Here is a 21025-nt window from a genome sequence, read left to right on the forward strand (position 1 = left end):
CAGCATGGATCTCACCAACCAGGGCCGGGCCCACTCGCCCTGGCGGAGCTTCGCGCGACGCTTCGTGCAGTCGAAGGTCGCGCTGGCGGGGCTCATCATCCTCGCCTTCGTCGTGATCCTCGCCGTCTTCGCGCCGTGGATCGCGCCGCAGGACCCCTACGACCTCATGCAGCTCGACATTCTCGACAGCCGCCTGCCGCCCGGATCGGAGGCCTACGGCGGCGGCGTCTACTGGCTCGGCACCGACGACCAGGGCCGCGACATGCTCTCCGCGATCCTCTACGGGCTGCGCATCAGCCTGACCGTGGGCGTCGGCGCTGCCCTGCTCTCGGCCGTGATCGGGGTCACCCTCGGCCTCATCGCGGCCTATTTCGGCGGCCGCATCGACGCCGCGATCATGCGGCTCGTCGATCTGCAGCTGTCGTTCCCGACGATCCTCGTGGCGCTGATGATCCTCGCCTTTCTCGGCAAGGGCGTCTTCAACGTGATCCTCGCCATGGTGGTGGTCGAGTGGGCCTATTATGCGCGCACCATGCGGGCCGCCGCGATGATCGAACGCAAGCGGGAGTACATCGCCGCCGCCGAGTGCATGATGCTGCCGAAGTGGCGGACGCTGTTCCTCCACATGCTGCCGAACTGCTTTCCGCCGCTGATCGTCATCGCCACCCAGCAGGTCGCCCGTGCGATCGCGCTCGAGGCGACGCTCAGCTATCTCGGCCTCGGCGTGCCGATCACGCAACCCTCGCTCGGGCTGCTGATCGCCAACGGCTACGCCTACATGACCTCCGGCGGATGGTGGATGAGCGTGCTGCCGGGCATGGCGCTGCTCATCACCATCGTGGCGCTCAACCTGATCGGCGATCAGCTTCGCGAGTTGGTCAACCCGCGCGAAGCCTGACCAGAGGACCCATCACGCTATGATCTACAGAACCCTCCTCGGCGGCCACCGCATGCCGGCGCTCGGCTTCGGGACGTGGGAGCTCGAGGGCGACGTCTGCCGCCAGGCGGTGGAGACGGCGCTCGAGGTCGGTTACCGCCACATCGACACCGCGGTGCGCTACGGCAACGAGGCCGCGGTGGGGGCGGCGCTGGCGGCCTCGGGCGTGCCGCGCGAGGCGCTGTTCGTCACCACCAAGGTCTGGCACGACTCGTTGACGGCGCCGGCGGTCCGCGCCTCCGCCGAGGCGAGCCTCGGCTGCCTCGGCCTCGACTATGTCGACCTCCTGCTGGTGCACTGGCCGAACCCCGAGGTGCCGTTGGAGGAGACGCTGGAGGCCTTCGCCGCGCTGCAGGCCGAGGGGCTCGCCCGCTCCATCGGGGTCAGCAACTTTCCCGTCCGCCTGATCGAGCAGGCGGTGGACGCGATCGGCGCCCGGGTGGCGACGAACCAGGTGGAGTTCCACCCCTTCCTCGACCAGAGCCGGCTGCACGCCGCGCTGGAGGCGCGCGGCATCGTCCTGTCCGCCTACCAGCCGCTGGCGGGCTCCCGCGCGCTGAGCGAGCCGGTCGTCGTCGAGATCGCCGCCGCGCGCGGGCGCACGCCGGCGCAGATCGTGCTGCGCTGGATCCTGCAGCAGGAGGGGACGGCAGCCATCCCGCGCTCCCGCAACCCGGTCAACATCCGCCGGAACTTCGAGATCTTCGACTTCACCCTGTCGACGGCCGAGATGGGGCGCATCTCCCGCCTGCGAGGAGAGCGCCGCTTCCTGACCCCTTCCTTCGCGCCGGAATGGGACGACGGCGACGCATCGACCGACCCCACCCCGAAGCGATCCGCACGAAGGATGTAGGCGGGACGACGCTCGCCCCGAGCCGCTTGGCGCCGGAGCCTCGCGCCGAGGGCTCGTTCGCCCGGGCGATGATGGGAGCGGTGGCAGCGAGCGCGGTCGTGCGCGTCGATGCGGTGGGGTGCCACGGGCCGCATCCCCGTCCCGGATGGGCACCGTCATGGAAGCGAGCGTCAGAGGATCTCTTCGGAGTAGTTGAGGAGACCGGAGGCGCGGATGGCGGCGTTGGGGTAGTAGGCGTCGCGCAGCGCGGCGAGCGAGAAGCTCGGGTCCACCTTGCGCAGGTGTTCGAGCATGTCGCGCGCCTTCTCCTTCTCGCCGGCGCGCATATAGAGCGGCACCAGATAGCGCTGCGGCGAGAGATAGCGCGGCCACAACGCCCGCATCAGCTCGCCGATGCGCAGCGCCTCGTCGTACTGGCCGCTCTCCAATGCGGTGAGGCCGCAGATGAGGTCCAGCGTGGGCTGATAGGGGGTGGGGCCGGCGAGCTTGCGGGCCGCCGCCGCGTAGCTGTAGCCGCGCTGATGGTCGCCGAGGTGCGACTTGACGCGGCCGAGAAAGGCCATCGCCAGCGCGTTGTGCCGGCTCAGCGCGAGGCTGCGCTCGGCGAGCTCGTGCGCCACGTGATACTCGTCGAGCACCAGGCTGTAGACGTAGCTCGTCAGCGCGTGGACCATCGAGTTGTGCGGCTCGAGCTCGATCGCCTGACGGGCGTAGGCCTTCGCCTCCTCCCGCAGGACCTGCCGGTTGGCGGGATTGTGCTCCACATAGTCGTAGGTCTGCGCGTAGGCCCGCCAGGCGAGGAAGATGCCGCGCCCCTCCATGGCGAAGGCGGTGTCGAGCAGCCGGCGCGCCTCCTGCAGGTCGTCGTAGTCGAGGGTGCACATGCGCTGGATGGCGTCGTAGCCCATGGCGAAGGCGGTGCGCCGGTCGTCGGCGCTGTAGAGGTTGCGCAGCTGGATCGAGCCGACGCTGATGCCCTCGTTGATGAGGCGCTTCAGCTCGTCCGCGTCGACGATGAACCCGTCGTTGGGCACGAGCCCCGTGCCGGACCAGAGACGCCGCGTGGTGTGCGGGCAGGTGTAGGTGAGGTGCACGGCGGTGACCTTCGCCATCGCCTGCGCCTCGACGCGGATCTCGATGCCGGGCGTCTCGAGCGGTGTGTCGCGCACCTCGATGGAGTTGAGCTCGGCGAGCCCGCCCGCCACCGCGTCGCCCACCACGCGCGACAGGAAGGCGTCGTTGTCGCCGCGCGTCAGCTCGGGCGGCAGCACCCTGACCCACGGCCGCTCCACCTCCGGCGCCTTGCCGTGGCCGAGCCGCGGCGCGGGCTGCCAACCGACGAACGACGCTCCCGTGGCCGGCCGGTCGATCCGCTCCGCCGGGCCGGTCGAACGCGCCGAGCCGGCGTCGAGCCGGTCGTGCACCTTCGCCCGCTGCTCGCGGAGCCAGTCCTCGAACTCGGGATCGCGAATGGTGAGATCGTCGAGCAGCATCGCGGCCGCCGCCGCACCCTCGCCGGCCGGCGGATCGACCGCCACGGCGACCCGCTCGGGGTCGAGGCTGATATAGCGCGGCTCGGCGAGGAGGCAGTCCTGATAGTCGCCGAGGCTGCGACGAATGTCGGTCAGCGCCTGCCGCAGATTGGCGGCGCTGTGCTCCGGGCCCATCAGGCTCCAGAGCTTGTCCTGGAGGGCGGTGCGAGAGCGGCCGAGCTCCGGCGACAGCGCGATGATCGCGAGCACGGCGCGGGACTTCTGGCGCGTGGGCGTGAGGTCGCTCCCGTCCGGCCCGCGCACGCGGAAGGCGCCGAACAGCGAGATCGTCAGCCGTCCCGCGCTCCTGACGTCCGCCATCGCGGCCCGCTCCCATCGTTCGCACGCATGCGCACCGCCCGCTCGCCCGGGCTCGCGCCGATATAAGACGCACTGATTGGCCGAGGGAAGACTACGTTATGGCCGCGAACAATCAAGTAATTTCGCCGGCGTGAAAAGTGCGTGAATTACGAATGGCCAACTCTGCACACGGTTGAGACACAGCCGTGAATGGATTTCACATTTGGTGAAATCAAGATCGAAGCATCCGCGACGCAACCCGGTCTCTCCATGACATTGACCTCTGGGTCGCGGACCAGAAGAGGGTGGAAGCCATTGTCGACCTCAGCCTACCTCGCGGAACTTAACGGGGCCAACGGCGCGAATGGCGCCAACGGGGCCAATGGGGCGAACGGCGCCAACGGGGCCGGCGGTCTTCTGCCGGAATCGGGCTTCGTGGGCCGCCTCGCCTCCCCCTTCACCTCCGGCGCCACCATCACCAGCCGGGACGGCATCGTCGGCCCCTGGGTGGAGCCCGTCGGCCTTCCGGGCACGCCCGACTTCGACGATCCGGAGGCGATGGGCGTCTGGTCGCCGCGGGTGCGCGCCAACATCTACGCCTTCGAGCTCGGCAGCCTGTTCGGCTTCACCGGCGACGGCACCGGCGCCACCGTCACCGCGCGCGACGCATCGGGCGATGCGCTGCCCCTCGTGACGTTGCGCCGCCCGTCGGTCGCCACGCTGCGCGCCCAGCTCGCCCTCGTGCGCGGCTACGCCGATCTGCGCTCCGATCGCGCCCCGGAGATCCTGTCGCAGCTCTCGATGATCGAGATCTTCTTCGGCGGCATCACCGGCCTCCATCGCCAGAAGCACCGCTACACGCTGGAGCTCGTCGCCGTGCTCAATCACATGATGGTGCTCACCGAGATGCGGGTGAAGCACGCCATCGCCGCACCGCGCCCCACCGCCTTCAGCGCCCAGATCAACCCGATGATCCAGAACCCGGGGCACGGCTCCTTCCCGAGCGGCCATTCGGGCGAATCCTTCCTGATGGCGGGCCTCCTGTCGCACCTCAGCGAGGCGCAGGATCTCGCCATCCACGGCCCCGCCCGTCACTACCGGGCCCAGATGATGCTTCAGGCGCACCGCATCGCCGTGAACCGCGTGGTCGCCGGGGTGCACTTCCCGACCGACAACGTCGCCGGCCAGGTGCTCGGCCTCACGCTGCTGCCCTACCTCCTCGCCGCCTGCGGCAACGACGGCACCGGTTCCGTCGCGACCACGCCGGTGACGTTCGACGCCGACGCGTTCGGCGCCGGCGATCACGACTTCGCCACCATCAACGAGATCCTGGACGGCGGCGGACCGCAGCAGACCTACCTCACCCGCGGCACCGGCACGGTGACGCCGCCGGCCGGGTCGTGCCCGACCATCGCCTGGCTCTACGCCAAGGCGAAGGCCGAGTGGCCGAGCTGAGCGAGCGCCCGCCATGCCGATGCAGTGGACCACCCCCACGCCGATCCCGCCGGCGGCCGGCGCCGCCGATCCCGCCTGGCACTTCCTCACCGCCGTGAGCGCCCCGGAGGACGCCATCGTGCGCCCTCTCCTCGTCACCCTCGCCATGACCCGGCAGGGCGCCCGCGAGCTGATGAACGCGCGATGGAACCGCGGACCCGGCCAGCACCGGCCGCTTCTGCGCAAGATCGCCGACCGGCTCGACGCCATCGACGTCGACGCGGTCGAGGTCTTCCTCGCCGCCGACCGTCACGAGTTCCCGATCGTCGGGGTCGAGTTCGACGTGCAGCCGGACGAGATGCCCTTTCTCGGCGACATCGCCGCCCTCACCCGCCGTCATGACGGGCTGTGGCTCGCGCCCGCCCCGCTCGACGAGATCGGTCCCCTCTGGGCCGCGGCGATCGTGGACTATGAGCGCCGCGCCATCGGCCCGGTGCCGGAGCCGGCCGACCACATCGCCGCCAACGCGGTGGTGATGGCGATCATCGACGACGGCATCGCCATCGCCAACGACCGCTTCCGCCGCAGCGCCGGCGAGACGCGGGTGGAGACGTTCGTCAGCCTCCGCCTCGCCGGCGGGCACGTGACGGCGCACCGCTTCGAGCGGGAGGAGATCGACCAGCTCGTCGCGAACGCCGGCGGCGACGAGCGGATGGTCTACCGGATGATGGACCTCATCGACCCCGCCTCCGACAGGCGGCAGCCGCTGCGCTTCTCACGCAGCCACGGCACCCATGTGCTCGATCTGATGGCCGGAGACGCCTGGCGCGGCCGGCCGCAGACGCCGGAGGAGCGGCCGATCATCGCCGTCAACGTGCCGTCGGAGGCGATCGAGGACCGCTCCGACTCGCTGATGCCGGCGAGCCTCGACCGGGCGCTGCGCGAGGTGCTCCTCGCCGCGGTCCGCCTCGGGATCCGCATGTCGGTCGACCCCGACGCCCCGAGCTTTCCGCCGCTGGTGCTCAATCTCAGCTTCGGCATGTTCGCCGGCCCTTGCGACGGCATGGGCAAGAACGAGCGCCTCCTGCGGCGCTTCCTCGAGATCTATCGGGCGCTGCCGGGAGCGCCGCGCTGCGAGATCACCGTCGCCGCCGGCAACTCCTTCCAGTCGCGGGCGATGGCCAACACCCACCTCGCCACCGGCGAGCCGCTGACGCTCGACTGGTCGGTCCTGCCCGACGACAAGACGTCGAGCTTCGTCGAGATCTGGCTGCCGGAGCGGTCGTCCGGCGGCGCGGAGATCTCGGTGACGCTGACGCCGCCGGGCGGGCCCGTCTCGCCCCCGTCCCGGCTCGGCGAGATGATCGACCTGTCGGCCGGCGGCGACGCCGCGGCGCGGATCTACCACCAGGAGGTGTCGCGGCAGGGCGGTCCCGCCGTGCGCGAGGTGGTGACGCTCGCCGTGCGGCCGACGACGGGCGACCGGCCCGGCGTGGTGGTCGCACCGGCCGGCATCTGGACGCTCACCCTCACCGGCACCCCGGTGGAGGGGGTGACCGTCGAGGTCGACATCCGCACCCAGCGCGACGACAAGGTGACCTTCCGCCCGCCCCGGGGCCGCCAGTCCTACTTCGACGATCCGAACTATCGCCGCTTCGACGCCACCGGCCGGATGATCAACGACACCAACGGCGAGGTGGGTCCCGTGACGCGCTCGCGGACCCTCAACGCCTACGCCTCGGGGCCGGAGGCCGGCGGGCCGCTGCTCGTCGCCGGGGTGCGCCGCACCGATCTGAGCCCGGCCCTCTACTCCACCGCCGGACCCTCGGCGGGCGGACGGCCGGGCCCGACGGTCTGCGCCCAGTCGGAGGGCAGCCCCTCGCACATCGGCGTGCTCGCGACCGGCACCTATTCCGGCAGCGTGGCGGCGATGCGCGGGACGAGCGTCGCCGCCCCCCAGGCGGCCCGGCAGATCGCCAACGCCATCGCCGCCGGCCTGCCGAGCACCGCCGGAATGGCGCCGCTCGACCCCGGCGTGCGCGACCGCCTCGGCACCCACCGCGTCGACGTGGTGGTGAGCGAGACCGAGATGCGCCGGTTCCGCGTCTGAAACGCGGCGGCGCGGCCGCGACCGCGCCGCCCCCTAGCGAGAGGAGGCACCCGAGGGTGTTGTTCGATCCGCTGAAGATCCAGGACTATCACGACCGGGTCCGCGACTGCATCGAGGCCGGCAAGCCCGGCTTCGCGCAAGGCTATCTCTTCGACGTGCTCGTCTCCTACGAGACGGCGTCGCCCGGCGGCCCGTTCCTCTTTCCGGTCGGCTTCTGCATCCCGATCCGTCCCACCGGGGTGCTCGAGGAGCTGATCCTCGACGTGGCGCGGGGCGAGGCCACGGCCTCGCCCTACACCTTCCGCCGCAGCCGCATCGAGCGGATGATCGACGAGCGTCGCACCCATCCGATGCCGATCCGCAAGCTGCGCCGCCAGGCCGACATGCTCACCGCCTTTTACATGGCCCCCGACAGTACCGGTCACCGAATGATATTCTGAGCCCCAGACGGTCTAAATATTGGCTGTTGCGACCGCCCGATCATCCTGCTAATATAAATGCAATTTACTAAACGTTATTTGAATTAAGGAATATGATTATGGACATGCGTGCGCGCATGGCGTCCGTCCTCGAGGACGACGAGGTTTTCGAGTCGCTGCGGGACGGCGGCTTCATGTCCAACGTGCTGGACGATCCCGACGCCGAATCCGCCCCGGCCGGTGCCACGATTCCGGACCCCAGAGACCTTCGCCGCGCCGCCGAGACGCTGCGCTCCGGACAGTTCGACACCGACAATCTGACCCCGGCCGAGGCGATCATCGTGCGCTTCGGCTATCCGCCGCTGCTCGTGCAGAACGGCACCTACGTGAAGCCCGCCCTCCCGGTCTGGTCGAGGCGGCTCGATCCCCATCGCGCCGCCATCGACCGCGCCATCGCCGGCGTCGGCCGGGTGGAGGTCAGCGGCTTTCCCTACGGCAACTGGCTCGGCACCGGCTGGATGATCGACGAGGACATCGTCGTCACCAATCGCCATGTGGTGAAGGATCTCGCGGCCCGGCGCGGCAACACCATCGCCATCCACGCCGGCTACGGCATCGCGCTCGACTACAGGGAGGAGCACGGCAGCCCGCTCGCCGAGGAGATCGAGGTCAGCGAGGTGATCCACATCGACGATCGCGTCGACCTCGCGATGCTGCGCCTCGGACGGAGCGCGCTCGCCACCTTCGGGATCGCCCCCCTTCCCCTCGCCGCGACGGTCCCGACCGACGGCTACATCGCCGTGATCGGCTATCCCGCCTACGACCCGCGCAACTCGCCCGACGACCAGTCGCGCCTCTTCGACGACATCTACGAGAAGAAGCGCCTGTCCCCCGGCAAGGTGATCGCCGGCGGCGAGCGGGCGGACACCTTCTCGCACAACTGCACGACGCTCGGCGGCAACTCCGGCTCCTGCGTCATCGACGTGTCGTCCGGGAGGGTGGTGGGGCTCCACTATGGCGGGCGCGAGGGCGAGGAGAACAAGGCGGTGCGGGTGGAGGAGATCCGCGAGCGGGCGACGCGCCTCGGGATCCGGATCGGCCGCCCCGCTCAGTACAGCGCCGCCAACGACTCCCGCCGCGAGGACACCGCCGCGGCGGAGGCGCGCCCCCACCCGATCGAGTACTACAGCGACCGCGAGGGCTACGACACCGGCTTCCTCGGCGGCCCGTCCCTCGCCGTGCCGCTGCCGCGCCTCAACGCGCTGCAGGCGCGCGACGTCGCCCGGCTCGCCGACGGGTCCATCGACCTCAAATATCAGAACTTCTCGGTGGTGATGAACGCCGCCCGGCGGCTCGCCTTCTTCACTGCCGTCAACATCGACGCCACCGACCTCTGGAACAAGCCCCGCCCCGCCGACGTCTGGCGGCTCGACCCGCGGATCGACGACGCGGCGCAGGTGGGCGAGCCGCTCTACTACGCCAACGACTTCGACAAGGGCCATCTGGTGCGCCGCCTCGACCCGGTGTGGGGCGACAAGTCCAGCGCCGCGCGCGCGGAGGCCGACACCTACCACTTCACCAACGCCGCGCCGCAGCACCGCCGCCTCAACCAGGCGATCTGGCTGCGCCTCGAGGACCACATCCTCAAGCACGCGAGCGACAGCGACGCCAAGATCAGCGTTCTGTGCGGCCCGGTGTTCGGCTACGCCGATCCGCGCTCCCAGCGGGCGGATCTGGAGGAGGTCGGCGTTCCCCTCGGCTTCTGGAAGATCATCGCCTCGATCGGGCGCGATCGGCGCCAGAGGAGCCGCCTCGAAGCGCAGGGCTTCGTCATCTGGCAGCACGACTTCATCCGCCCGTCGGACTTCGAGGCGGTGTTCGGTGCCGGGTTCGAGACCTACCAGCTGCCGATCGCCGCGCTGGAGCGGCTGACCGGCCTCGACTTCGGCGCGGCGCTGCGCAAGGCCGACACGCTCGGCGAGGAGCCAATGCCGGCGGGCGACAGCGAGGCCGTGCGCAGCGCCGTCGACACCACGGTGGTGCGCCTTCGCCAGCTCGACGACATCGTCTGAAACCGGTCGGGCCGCCGCCCGGCCCGCTTTCGCCGGAGTGCCGCCATGCCGCTCAACGACGCTGGCCGCCCGCTCGACGCGATGCCGGATCCGCCCGACGCGCGCGATGCGATGTATGTGCCCTCGGTCCGCGCCCTGCGCCCCACGCTCGATCCGCGCAAGGCCGGCGGCTGGTGGTCGCCGGGCCTCGTCCGCGACCAGGGCCGCGACCCCTCGTGTACGGGTCACGCCGTGGCGGGCGCGACCGACCTTCTCCTCAACCGCGAGGCCGAGGACAACGGTCACGCCACGCCGCGCCACGGCTTCGCGGTCGGCGCGCCGTTCGCCAGCGCCATCATGATCTACGGCAACGCGCGGCTCCACGACGAGTGGCCGGGCGAATCCTACGCCGGATCGTCGCTGCGCGGCGCGCTCAAGGGGTTTCAGCACAACGGCGTGTGCTCCATCGTCGACGCCCGCACCACCGGCTGGCGCGAGGGGATCGGCGATCGCGCCGCCTGGCGCTGGCACGCGCGACGCGAGGTGCAGGAAGCCGCCTTCGAGACCATGCTCGGCAGCTATCGCCGGGTCGAGACCCGCCTCGACGATCTCCATGCCGCCCTCTCGGAGGTGGGGGTGGTGGTGGCGACGGCCGCCGTCCACGACGGCTGGTACGCCCCGCGCGGCGGGGTGATCGGCGCGCCCACGGCGACCGACCCCGCGGCGGCGGAGCGCCGGCACGCCTTCATCCTCATCGGCTTCACCGCCGACGGCTTCATCGTCCAGAATTCCTGGGGTCCCTCCTGGGGCGAGGGCGGCACCGCGCTGTGGCCCTACGACGACTGGGCCGCCACCATCTACGACGCATGGGTGCTGAAGCTCGGCGTGCGCGCGCCGAAGGCGTTCCGCCACTCCTTCGGCCCGCAGGGCTTCGCCGCCCTCGCCGAGGCGGAACGGGTGAAGGAGCAGCGACCTTCGCGCCTCGACGTTCTCGGCCACCTCGTGCCGGTGGAGAACCAGCGCCTTCTGGCACACGGGCGCTTCAACATCGACCGAGCCGAGATCGGCCAGATCGCCGAATATATCGCGGGCGAAGGCCTCCGGCCCGGCACGCCCGACACCGCGCGCTATCGCCACGTGGTGCTGTTCTTCATCGGCGGCTGCCGCTCGCTCGACGAGACCGCCCGGGCGGTGCGCTCCCGCCATCCCGAGTTCACGCGGGCCGGGATCTACCCGATCTTCATCACCTTCGAGGCGGTGATGTGCGGTGCGCTGCTGCGCGAGGTGAAGCACGCCGTCGCCGAGGTCCACCAGCAGGTCGGGCCGACCTCGGTACGCAACACCATGTCGGCCCGCCTCGTGGAGCAGGCCGTTTCCAACGTGCCGGCGCGCATCCGCCTCGCCCTGATCCGCTCGATCCCGGTCTTCCTCGGCACCGACGCCGATGCCGGGGCGGAGACGACCGACGGCGCCGCCCTCTTCCACATCCTCTTCCAGACGCTCGCGGCGCGCTATCTCTCCGGCAGCCTCTCCTTCCACATCGTCGCCTATGATCTCGGCGCCCGCCTCGCGGCCGAGTTCCTCTCCGCCGCGCTGCCGAACTGGCCGACGCCGATCTTCTCCACCGCCCACTTCGTGGCGCCGATGGTGTCGGCCCCGATGTTCGCCCGCACGGTGCTGCCGCTGGTGCGTCCGCGCGGCTCCGGCCCCGCCGGGCGCCATGCTCCGACCGATGCGCCGGCCATCGAGCGCGCCTTCCTCTACCACCTCGACGACCGCATCGCCGCCGGCGACCTCTTCGGCGAGGGCTACCCCCACTCCTGGCCCGATCTCTGGGCTCGCGCCGAAGCGACCATGGTCGCCGGCGAGGCCCACCCCGACGAGATCGACATTCTGCCCGGCAACGAGGGCCGCCGGGTGCGCAGTCTCGCCCTCGGCGCCTATCAGCGCGACCTCGCCGCCACGCCCGCCGCGAGCGCGGCCGACCTCACCGTCACCGCTCTCGGCGACCTCGACCAGGAGCGGCTCGAGGGCCTCACCCACTTCGACCTCCACTTCTGCGAGCGGCTGACGACCTGCGTCGTCGAGGAAATCGGCCGGACCGCGGCTCAGGAGGTGCCGCTCCGCCGCCCTCGACGATCAGCGAACGGCGCTCAGCCGTCGATCTTCACCTGAAAGGAAACGCCATGGATGACCGCCCCATCCCACCGCGCAGGAACAAGCGCACCCTCGCCGAGGCGACACCCCGCCGCCTCAGCGCCGACGAGCTGCAGTCGATGATGCTCGACGTCGACATTCCCGACAGCCAGATCCGCCCCTATCTGCAGCTCGACCTCGCGAGCTCCCGCGCCTTCGGCCCCGTCGTCCGCGTCGACCCGAGCACCATCACGGAGAGCGTCGAAGAAAGCGCCTTCGCCCTCGCCCAGCTCAACAGCATCGCCCGCTGGCGCCGCCATCGCGTCTATCGCCGCCGCATCGAGAACTGGAGCGGTCCGGTCGCCGTGTCCGAGGGCGACAGCTGGTTCCAGTTCCCCTTCCTGCTCGACGACGTCATCGACGTGCTCGGCATCGACTACCCGATCTTCTCGCTCGGGGCCGCCGGCGACCTCCTGTCGGAGATGGTGCAGCAGGACGAGCTCGTCGGCGCGATCAAGGCGGAGAATCCGGACATCGTGTTCCTCTCGGGCGGCGGCAACGACCTCCTGGGCGGCGGCCGGCTGGTGAACTATCTGCGCCGCTACCGCGAGGGGCGCCCGGCGTCGGAATATACGCGCAGCACCTTCGACACGCTGCTCAACCAGACGCTCGAGGAGTACGGCACGGTGTTCGAGGCGGCGCTGTCGGCCGGCGCGCCCCGCATCGTCTGCCACGCCTACGACAACGCCATCCCCGACGGCGGGCGCTGGCTCGGCCGCCCCTTCGCGGCGCTCGGGATCGTCGACCAGCCTCTGCAGCGCAGGATCATCGCCCACCTCATCGACCGCTTCCATCTCGGCCTGTCGGAGCTTTCCCGTCGCCAGGGCTTCGCGGGGCGGATCGTGGTGGCCGACGCCCGCGACGCCGTCGGCGAAAAGGACTGGTGGGACGAGCTGCACCCGAACGACGCCGGCTTCGCCCGCGTCGCCGCCGCGATCAAGCAATCGATCGCCGAGGCCGACGAGACCGAGACGCCGATCTTCCACACCGCCGCCGCGCTGCCGATCGCCCTCGCCCGCAGCGACGCCATGGCCTTCGCCGATCATGACGAGGCCGTGCTGATCGCCGAGCTCGGCCGCCGGGTGAAGCTGATGGGCGGATCGCCCGAGATCGCCGGGCTGATGAATGTCGAGGTCACGATCACCGAGGACGAAGGCCTCTTCGATCCGTTCTACCAGATCGGCCGGCGTATCCTGCGGCGCCTCCACCGGGAGCTGCACGACCTCATGTGCGGCACCGGCGAGGACGACGTCGCCGACCGCAAGAAGCTCGCCGACGCGTTCGGCCTCGGCGAGGCGGCGGTGACCGCGGCGATCGCCAGCGTGCTGGTGGGCAGCCTCGGCGTCGCCCCCTACGTCGCGCCGGTGGTGGCGGCGATCCTCTACAAGCGCGGCGTCAAGCCGACCATCGCCGAGGTGTGCGTGATCTGGGGCGAGGCGCTCGAGGCCTGAGCGGACGGCAGAAGAGCGGGGCCTACTCGCTCTTCTGCGCCTCGGCCTCCAGGATCGGCTGCACCGCGCCGAGGGCGGCCTGGCGCCGCTCCTCCGGGGTGTAGTTGTGGTGCGCGTCGGCGTCGTCGGCGATGCGCACCGTCACCTGGCGGCTGGCGAAGCGGATGCCCTCCTGCTCGAACAGCTCGTTGATGCGCATATAGACGTGCCGCCGGGTGACGAACTGGTCGCCCGGCCGGGTCATGAACTTCACCCGCAGGATCATCGCCGAGTCCTCCATCTGAACGACGCCCTGCGACTTCAGCGGCTGGAGGAACATCGGCCCCACCTCCGGATCCTCCAGGAGCTCCTGGCCGAGCTTCTTGATGAGCTTGCGCACCTGCTCCACGTCGGTGCCGTATTCGAGGCGCAGGGGCAGCTTCATCACCACCCAGTCGCGCGAATAGTTCGTCAGGCGCTTGATGTCGCCGAACGGCACGGTGTGCAGCGGGCCGTTCTGGTGGCGCAGCTGGAAGGAGCGGACGGAGATCTTCTCCACCGACCCCATGACGCCGCCGACGTCGATATACTCGCCCTTGCGGAAGGCGTCGTCGGCGAGGAAGAAGGCGCCGGAGAAGATGTCGCGGATCAGCGTCTGGGCGCCGAAGCCGACGGCGAGGCCCACCACGCCGGCACCGGCGAAGAGCGGCCCCACGTTCACCCCGAGCCCCGAGAGCACGATCATGCCGCCGATGGAGGCGATCGACACGAGGAGGAGATTGCGCAGGAGCGGCAGGAGCGTCGCGAGGCGGGTGGAGCCGGTGCCCATCCCGTCCTCCGACTGGCCGTGGCCGGGGCCGGGCTCCTCCTCCGCGATCTTCCCGTCGATCCAGGTGCGGACGATCTGGTAGAGGGCGTAGGTCGCGAACAGCACCGCGAGGTAGCCGACGAACTGCACCGTCCCCTCCCGCAGGGAGAGGCGGCCCCACACGGCGAGCAGCGTCATCACGCCGACGATCGCGGCGAGGATCGCCGCGAGATGCTCGCCGAGCCCCTTCCAGCGGAGCTGCCAGATGGTGACCGGGTTGACGAGGGGCGCCGCGGGGGTCTCGATCTCCTCGCCTTCCGCGAGCACCTCCGCGGGCGTCTCGGCGACGGGCGCGCTCTCGGCTTCCAGGACCTCCTCGGCGGCGGCCTCCTCTTCTTCCTCTTCGTCCTCGTCGTCCTCCATCATGGCGGCGGCCTCGGCGACGGCGGCCGCACGCTCGACCGCCGGCATCGGCAGCGCCTCGGGCGGCATCGCCGCCGTGCCGCCCGAGGCGCGGTGAAGGTCGGCCTGCTGGGCGCGGAAGCGCCGGTCGATCAGGATGACGCAGACGCCGAACAGCGCGATCGCCACCACGAACGCCACGATCGGGCCGAGGATCGGGCCGACCAGGAAGCCGCCGCGGAGCAGGATGGTGGCGATGTTCGACGCCGTCGTGGCCGCGAGATAGACGATCGCCAGGATATGCCAGGTGCCCGCCAGCACCTTGCGCAGCAGGCCCGGCCGCGGCGCATTGCCCCGGATCAGCACCGCGACCACCTTGCGATGGGACAGGACGTAGGCCCCCATCAGGATGCTCGCCACCAGCGACGCGACGATCCGCATCACCGCATGCGCGTCGGGGTCGATCTTGAACCAGGCGAAGCACACGCTGATGCCGACGAAGACAATCGAGACGGCGAACACCAGCAACAGCTCGCGCGTCATGTGCACGGCCGTCGCATCGTCGATCGGCAGGAGGCGCAGCTCGGGCGACTCCGGCTGGAAGACGTTCACCGTCAGGTCGCGCAGCACGAGGTAGAGCGTCATGCCGATCAGGAGCACCAGCGAGGTGGTACGGGTCGGGCCGAACTCCGGCGTGACCGCGATGACGATCACCGCACCGACCGCGAAGAACACCGCCGCCGAGACCCACAGGATGACGGTGCGCAGGAGGCCGTAGCTGATCCGTTCGGCCCGACGCAGCGTCACCCCCTGGTAGAGCGAGCGGAAGGGCTTGCGCAGCCAGCGCAGCAGCAGGCGTCGCGAGACGAGGCCCGCGGCCACCGACACCACGCCGAGCACCACCGACCAGACCATCCAGCCGAGCGAGCCGCTCGGATGGGCCGTGTAGAGGGCGGCGGCGACGGCCTCGGGCACCCGCGGCACGCTGGCAAGAATGTCGGTCATGCGGTTGCGCAAGGTGGTCGCGACATCGAGAGCGTCCGACGCGGAGACGCCGCCGCCTTCGGGCTGCGCCGCCGGGGCGCTCGGATCGATGACGACGACGGTGGCGCCGGCCTCCCGGGCGCTCGTCACGATCGACTCGATGGTCGGCGCGGTCTGGCCGCTCGCGGCGGGTGTGGCCTCGCTCTTGCTCGCCGCCCCCATCATGGCTTCCTCGGCGGCGATCTGCGCACCGACCGGTCCGGCGAGCACCATGAGGGTGAAGGTGATCGCCAACGTCGCCGCCAGCCTGTCGTAGAAGCGTTTCTTCATGATCCGTCTGCCTGCTGGTCTCGGTGGCGCGGCGAAGGGTCCGATGGGGGAGACCATCGCCCATAGCTTTTCAGACTACTTCTGCGGTGTTCGACAGTCGCCCGTCAAAGGCTTTCGTGGCGCCCGGTCGACCGCTCGGCTAGGCTTGTGGCAGAAATGAGCGGGAGGGGGCGATGGAGCGCGTCAGGGCCGAGGACTGGTACACCGTCCGCCGTCTCGACGACGACGTGACGCTGATCTACGAGCCCTACGTCATCCCGTTCGCGCGCTGCAACATCTGGCACGTGCGCGGCCGCGACGCCGACCTCCTCGTCGACAGCGGCAGCGGAGTGGTGAGCCTGCGCGAGCAGGTGCCGCTCCTGACCGAGAAGACCTGCCTTGCCGTGGCGAGCCACACCCACTTCGACCACATCGGCTGCCACCACGAGTTCGAGCACCGCCTGGTGCATGCCGCCGAGGCGGAGATCCTCGCCCACCCGGACAATCGCGCCACCCTCGCCGACCCCTATGTCGACGACAAGATGTTCATCAAGCTGCCCCCCGCGCCCTTCACCGCCGACGCCTACGGCATCAAGGGCCGCGCCGCGACGCGCATCCTCGCCGACGGCGACGTGGTGGACCTCGGCGACCGCAGCTTCGAGGTGATCCACACTCCCGGCCACTCCCCCGGCGGCATCGCGCTGTGGGAGGCGGCGACTGGGATCCTCTTCTCAGGCGACATCGTCTACGACGGGGAGCTCCTGGAGAACACCTACCACGCCAATGCGGCCGACTATCTCGCCAGCATGAAGCGGCTTCTGGAGGTGCCCGTGCGCGTCGTCCACGCCGGCCACTGCGCCAGTTACGGGCGGGAGCGGCATCGCCGGATCATCGGCGACTGGCTGGCGCAAAAGGAAGCCGCCGCCCACTAGACCTCGCGTCGGCGCGTTGCATCGGCCGCCGAGACGTGCCCATGGTGTCGCACGAAAGGACAATAGTCCTTTTCAACGGGTTGTGCGTCGACGGACCTTGCATCCGGAAGCAGCAAGCGGATCGCCCGATCCCGCCGACGCATCCGATCGGGCGGGATCGTGCCACCACCTGGGAACGCGGCGCACGATCGGAGGTCATCCATGCTGCCCGAACTCAAGTCCACCGGATCTCCCGGCCTCGACGAGGTGCTGCGGGGCGGCCTTCCCGATTCCAACCTCCACCTCGTGCAGGGCCCGCCGGGGTCGGGCAAGACCACCCTCGCCCTCCAGTTCCTGCGGGCGGGCCTCGCGATCGGCGAGAAGGCCCTCTACATCACCCTCAGCCAGACGAGGGACGAGCTCGCCCGGATCGCCGCGAGCCACGGCTGGGACCTCGACGGCATCGACGTGGTGGAGCTGCACGCCAGCAACGAGGGCGTTCCCGCCGAGCAATCGATCTTCCAGACGGCCGACCTGCGGCTCGACCAGACGCGGCGGGAGATCGAGCGGTCCATCGAGGCCCACGCCCCCTCGCGCGTCGTCTACGACTCGCTGCTGGAGGTCCGCCTCCTCACCCTCGACGACCCGCGCTTCCACCGCGAGCTGATCGGGCTGCGCACGGCGCTGAGCCGGCGCGGAATCACCGCCCTTCTTCTCGACACCGAGCCCTCGGCGACCGAGGCCGCCCTCGGCGCGCGCGACATGCAGGCCCGCGGGATCGTCCACGGCATCATCACGCTCGACAAGGTGCTGCCCAATTTCGGCCGCGCCCAGCGGCGCATCGAGGTGTCGAAGATGCGCGGCATCCCGGTCCACGACGGCTGGCACGACATGGACATCCGCGGCGGCGAAGGCCTCGCCGTGTTCCCCCGCCTGGTGCCGTCCGCCGGCCGCCTCTCGATGCACGCGGCGACGACGCCGGCCCCTCTCATCCGCTCGGGCGTCGAGCGGCTCGACGACCTCTTCGGCGGCGGCATGGAGCTCGGCACGACCACCATGGTGGTCGGCCAGGCCGGCACCGGCAAGTCGACCATCGCCTCGCTCTACGCGACGGCCGCGCTGGAGCGCGGGGAAAAGGTCTCCCTCTTCCTCTTCGAGGAGCGCCCCGAGACCCTCTTCCGCCGCTCCGAGGGACTCGGCATGAAGCTGCGCGAGCAGGCCGCCTCGGGTGCGCTGCGGATGTTCGACTTCAATCCCAACGAGATCACCGCCGGCGAGTTCTCCCAGATCGCCCAGCGCGAGGCCGACATCGACGGCGTCCGCACCATCGTGATCGACAGCTTCACCGGCTACATGGCCTCGGTTGCCAACGAGGCCCAGGCGCTGTTCGATATTCAAGCACTCCTGAAGTATCTTGCGCGAAAGGAGATCCTCACCATCCTGGTCGTTGCGCAGCGAGGGCTGCTCGGGGCAAACGACGAGGTCCGACTCGATCTCAGTTTCTTGGGTGACACGGTGCTATTGTTGCGGATGAAAGAGGACGGAGGCGTGGTGAAGCGGAGTCTCGTGCCGGTGAAGAAGCGTCACGGCCCCCATTCGATGGACATCTACGAGCTCATCATCGAGCCCGGCCGCGTCGAGGTCGGGATGGCGCGGCCGTCGTGAAACAGGAGGAGCGTCCGGCCGAGACGCTGCCGCAGATTCTGGTTGCGACGCCGCTCACGGCGGATGCGAACGTCATCATCGAGGCGCTGGGCGAGGCGGGCATCGACGCCCGCCGCATCGGCGACCACGAGCCCCTCGCGGTGGCCGGCGAGACCGCGGGCTGCCTGCTCGTGCCGCAAGAAGGCCTCACGCCCGCCTTCTCCCAGGCGATCGCCGATTTTCTGGCGAACCAGCCGCCCTGGTCGGAGCTTCCGGTGCTGATCCTCGTCGGCGAGCAGGCCGACCCCTTTGTGGTGCGCGACCAGCTCTTTTCCGACTGGCGCTCGCACAAGATCACCGTCCTCACCCGCCCGATCTCGCCGGTGACGCTGTTGACGGCCACCCAGTCGGCGCTGCGGGCGCGGCTGCGCCAGTTCCGCCTGCGCGATCAGCTCGAGCGCGAGCAGGAGCTTCGCCGCGAGCTGAACCACCGGGTGAAGAACATCCTGTCGACGGTGCAGGCGATGGCGCGCATGACGCAGCGCCTCGGCGGCTCCGACGGCTCCCGCTTCAACGACTTCGAGGCACGACTTGGTGCCCTCTCCACCGTCCATGCGATGCTGCAGGACGATCGGGGGGAGCCGGCCACGCTGCGCCACGTGGTGAGCGAGCTGATCGCCCCCTATGCGAACGGCGAGGAAGGCCGCGTCAGCGTCTCGGCGCCGACCCGACCGCTCGACCCCGAGGCGGCGAAGACCCTCGCCCTCTGCCTCCACGAGCTCGCGACCAACTCGGCGAAGTACGGCGCCTTCTCGACCGAGGCGGGACACGTCGACATCCGCCTCGCCCGGGACGGCGAGGGATGGGCGTTCTCCTGGACCGAGAGCGGTGGCCCGCCGGTGACGCCGCCGCAGCGCCAGGGCTACGGTACGCGCTACCTCAACGGCGCGCTGCAGAGCCTCTTCGGCCACTCGCCGGACTTCGACTATGCCGCCGACGGCTTCCGCCTCCGCGTCGGCGGCGCGCAACCGGTCCTCTTCGCCGATTGAACCACTTCGCCCTCCTCGCCGTTTACTGTGCCGAGGAGTTGGACCCGTGCCCATATTCGTTTGCGACGACAATGCCCTGATCGCCATGATGCTCGAGGATCTCATCGAAACCTTGGGACATCGCTGCTGCGGCGTGGCCAGCGCGTTCTCCCCGGCGCTCGAGGGCGCGGTGGAGAACGGGGCGACGCTCGCGCTCGTCGATCTCGACCTCGCCGACGGGGCCACCGGCCTCACCCTGGTGGGTGCGTTGGCCGAACACGACATCCCCTCGATCATCATCTCCGGTCAGGCACACTCGGTGCCGCCGGGTCACGGCGCCGTCGCTCTCTTCGAGAAGCCGGTGGACGAGGTCGCGCTCAGCGCCGCGATCCAGCGCGTCGTCGGCTGAGGCCCCTCCGGGCCGACGCCGAGGCGGGCGGCAGCTACTCGACCGCTTCGGCGACGGACGCCTCGTCCCCGACCCGCGTGCCGGCGCGCGACAAGGCGGCGAGGAGGCTCGTCTCCGCCGCCGCGAACTCCGCCTCCGACGCGTCGTCGCTGCGCACCGGCGGCAGCGCGTTGAAGCGGTCGCCCCGTTCCGCATTGAGCGCCGCCCGCTCCGCGACCGTCACGGCGATGCCGAAGGCGGCGAGCTTGTCGGCGAGATAGTCCTCCTCCCGGAAGCGCTCGGCCGTCAGCTCCAGGATGCGGGCACCGCACTCGCGCGCACGGGCCGCATAGGCCGCCTGCCGCGCCTCCGTCTCGAGGACGTGCCAGTAGCAGAGCTGGTAGTCGGAGCATCGGCGCCAGTCGGGCAGCGGCACGAGGACCGGATCGTCGGGCCCGACGAGGAACTGGAGGCCGTAGCGGCTGCGCCCGGGCACCCAGTCCATGCGCAGGAGAGAGCGGGCGACGGCCCGCCGGTCGCGGCGCAGCATCACGAGGTCCGGCATCACGCCGAGATGGTCCATCGCCTCGAAGAAGCCCTTGCCGAAGCCGTTGTGCCCCTCGAAGTAGGTGCCGCCCTCGGGGACGGCGGCGAAGACCACCGGCAGCTTGTCGTAGATCAGAAACTCCTCGGCGGTCGCCCGATCGCGCTGCACGGCGCGCACCATCCAGGCAAATTTCGGCTCCGGCTCGTGCACCGACTGCACGGCGGAGACGTGCGCCATCAGCGCGGCGAGCGCGCCCGAGCCCGACCGCCCGCTCGTGATGCAGAAGATCAGGCGGCGCGCAGCGGCCTCGCGCTTGGCCCGCTCGACCGCCGGCCCGCGCCGCCCCAGCGCATTGAGCGCCTTGTAGCGCCCCTTCATCCGCTGCGCCCGCATCGTGCGGCTGAACGAGGTGCGACTCGTCGGACAGAACGCCATCAGTCCGTCCCCCGCGCAGCGATCCGCTGCGCTCCCCACGGGCCGCCTCGCCTCGTGCCGTCCCGTCCGACGCGCACCGGCGGCACGGCGCACCCGCGCCACTCGTCACAACCAATTATCACGCTCGTCCTCGTCAGGGGATTTTGCCGCCCGGGCGGCCTTCAACCGGCTATTCTAGTCAAGCCGCAGTCCGTTCGCGGTCGATCGAATGGCCGCACCTCGCATTTTTTGCGCAAACTCGCCACCGTGATGCGGCAGATATGTAGGCGAGCCGGGGGATCTTCCGTTCAAGCGGCCCTCGCTTACC

Annotated in this window: 15 protein-coding genes; 12 read left to right on the forward strand and 3 right to left on the reverse strand. The window is 70.3% G+C overall.

All coding sequences use genetic code 11. The features are described from left to right. Nucleotides 1-4: 4 nt before the first annotated feature. Both JCR33_RS22210 and JCR33_RS22215 read left to right on the forward strand, forming a co-directional pair. Nucleotides 5-898, forward strand: coding sequence for an ABC transporter permease (locus JCR33_RS22210; protein ID WP_232372766.1), 894 nt, complete (start codon nt 5-7; stop codon nt 896-898). A 19-nt stretch (nt 899-917) separates the two neighbouring features. Then, nucleotides 918-1790: an aldo/keto reductase gene (locus tag JCR33_RS22215; RefSeq protein WP_198884332.1), complete on the forward strand. Its 873-nt coding sequence runs from the start codon at nt 918-920 to the stop codon at nt 1788-1790. Between the two features lie 170 nt (nt 1791-1960). On the opposite strand, the gene JCR33_RS22220 is transcribed toward JCR33_RS22215, so the two are convergent. Continuing rightward, entirely contained in the window at nt 1961-3643 is a 1683-nt protein-coding gene (locus tag JCR33_RS22220) for a tetratricopeptide repeat protein (RefSeq protein ID WP_198884333.1), read from the reverse strand. Between the two features lie 294 nt (nt 3644-3937). Here JCR33_RS22220 and JCR33_RS22225 point away from each other — a divergent pair, with 294 nt between their 5' ends. The 6 genes from JCR33_RS22225 (at nt 3938) to JCR33_RS22250 (ending at nt 13283) form a co-directional block, all read left to right on the forward strand. Next, on the forward strand, nt 3938-5077 hold the full coding sequence (locus tag JCR33_RS22225) for a phosphatase PAP2 family protein (protein WP_198884334.1): 1140 nt from the start codon (nt 3938-3940) through the stop codon (nt 5075-5077). A gap of 13 nt (nt 5078-5090) precedes the next feature. Then, nucleotides 5091-7166: a S8/S53 family peptidase gene (locus JCR33_RS22230; protein WP_198884335.1), complete on the forward strand. Its 2076-nt coding sequence runs from the start codon at nt 5091-5093 to the stop codon at nt 7164-7166. Nucleotides 7167-7222: 56 nt separating this feature from the next. Next, nucleotides 7223-7606 carry a hypothetical protein gene (locus JCR33_RS22235; protein ID WP_198884336.1) on the forward strand — a complete coding sequence of 128 codons (384 nt, stop codon included), beginning with the start codon at nt 7223-7225 and terminating at the stop codon, nt 7604-7606. 98 nt (nt 7607-7704) lie between these two features. Continuing rightward, nucleotides 7705-9657 carry a DNA/RNA non-specific endonuclease gene (locus JCR33_RS22240; RefSeq protein ID WP_198884337.1) on the forward strand — a complete coding sequence of 651 codons (1953 nt, stop codon included), beginning with the start codon at nt 7705-7707 and terminating at the stop codon, nt 9655-9657. Nucleotides 9658-9702: 45 nt separating this feature from the next. Further along, nucleotides 9703-11811, forward strand: a complete 2109-nt coding sequence (locus JCR33_RS22245; protein WP_198884338.1) for a C1 family peptidase — start codon at nt 9703-9705, stop codon at nt 11809-11811. An 11-nt stretch (nt 11812-11822) separates the two neighbouring features. Then, the gene (locus JCR33_RS22250) at nt 11823-13283 is read left to right on the forward strand and encodes a hypothetical protein (protein WP_198884339.1); all 1461 of its coding nucleotides are present in this window, start codon (nt 11823-11825) and stop codon (nt 13281-13283) included. Nucleotides 13284-13305: 22 nt separating this feature from the next. On the opposite strand, the gene JCR33_RS22255 is transcribed toward JCR33_RS22250, so the two are convergent. Continuing rightward, nucleotides 13306-15786: a mechanosensitive ion channel family protein gene (locus JCR33_RS22255; protein WP_211110515.1), complete on the reverse strand. Its 2481-nt coding sequence runs from the start codon at nt 15784-15786 to the stop codon at nt 13306-13308. Between the two features lie 173 nt (nt 15787-15959). On the opposite strand from JCR33_RS22255, the gene JCR33_RS22260 reads away from it, so the two are divergent. The 4 genes from JCR33_RS22260 (at nt 15960) to JCR33_RS22275 (ending at nt 19757) form a co-directional block, all read left to right on the forward strand. Beyond that, nucleotides 15960-16697 carry an MBL fold metallo-hydrolase gene (locus JCR33_RS22260; protein WP_198884340.1) on the forward strand — a complete coding sequence of 246 codons (738 nt, stop codon included), beginning with the start codon at nt 15960-15962 and terminating at the stop codon, nt 16695-16697. A 201-nt stretch (nt 16698-16898) separates the two neighbouring features. Next, complete coding sequence (locus tag JCR33_RS22265; RefSeq protein WP_198884341.1) at nt 16899-18341, forward strand: ATPase domain-containing protein; 1443 nt, start codon at nt 16899-16901, stop codon at nt 18339-18341. Next, on the forward strand, nt 18338-19369 hold the full coding sequence (locus JCR33_RS25580; RefSeq protein WP_198884342.1) for a sensor histidine kinase: 1032 nt from the start codon (nt 18338-18340) through the stop codon (nt 19367-19369). Before JCR33_RS22265 ends, JCR33_RS25580 begins: the two co-directional genes overlap by 4 nt. A gap of 46 nt (nt 19370-19415) precedes the next feature. After that, nucleotides 19416-19757 carry a response regulator gene (locus tag JCR33_RS22275; protein ID WP_198884343.1) on the forward strand — a complete coding sequence of 114 codons (342 nt, stop codon included), beginning with the start codon at nt 19416-19418 and terminating at the stop codon, nt 19755-19757. A 34-nt stretch (nt 19758-19791) separates the two neighbouring features. On the opposite strand, the gene JCR33_RS22280 is transcribed toward JCR33_RS22275, so the two are convergent. Next, nucleotides 19792-20718, reverse strand: coding sequence for a hypothetical protein (locus tag JCR33_RS22280; RefSeq protein ID WP_198884344.1), 927 nt, complete (start codon nt 20716-20718; stop codon nt 19792-19794). Nucleotides 20719-21025 lie beyond the last annotated feature (307 nt).

Source organism: Acuticoccus mangrovi (genome assembly GCF_016411865.1).
Taxonomy (GTDB): domain Bacteria; phylum Pseudomonadota; class Alphaproteobacteria; order Rhizobiales; family Amorphaceae; genus Acuticoccus; species Acuticoccus mangrovi.

Coding starts and splice junctions, on each gene's coding strand:
- JCR33_RS22210 (WP_232372766.1), top strand. CDS start 5: ATGGATCTCACCAACCAGGGCCGGGCCCACTCGCCCTGGCGGAGCTTC.
- JCR33_RS22215 (WP_198884332.1), top strand. CDS start 918: ATGATCTACAGAACCCTCCTCGGCGGCCACCGCATGCCGGCGCTCGGC.
- JCR33_RS22220 (WP_198884333.1), bottom strand. CDS start 3,643: ATGGCGGACGTCAGGAGCGCGGGACGGCTGACGATCTCGCTGTTCGGC.
- JCR33_RS22230 (WP_198884335.1), top strand. CDS start 5,091: ATGCCGATGCAGTGGACCACCCCCACGCCGATCCCGCCGGCGGCCGGC.
- JCR33_RS22240 (WP_198884337.1), top strand. CDS start 7,705: ATGGACATGCGTGCGCGCATGGCGTCCGTCCTCGAGGACGACGAGGTT.
- JCR33_RS22245 (WP_198884338.1), top strand. CDS start 9,703: ATGCCGCTCAACGACGCTGGCCGCCCGCTCGACGCGATGCCGGATCCG.
- JCR33_RS22250 (WP_198884339.1), top strand. CDS start 11,823: ATGGATGACCGCCCCATCCCACCGCGCAGGAACAAGCGCACCCTCGCC.
- JCR33_RS22255 (WP_211110515.1), bottom strand. CDS start 15,786: ATGAAGAAACGCTTCTACGACAGGCTGGCGGCGACGTTGGCGATCACC.
- JCR33_RS22260 (WP_198884340.1), top strand. CDS start 15,960: ATGGAGCGCGTCAGGGCCGAGGACTGGTACACCGTCCGCCGTCTCGAC.
- JCR33_RS22265 (WP_198884341.1), top strand. CDS start 16,899: ATGCTGCCCGAACTCAAGTCCACCGGATCTCCCGGCCTCGACGAGGTG.
- JCR33_RS22280 (WP_198884344.1), bottom strand. CDS start 20,718: ATGGCGTTCTGTCCGACGAGTCGCACCTCGTTCAGCCGCACGATGCGG.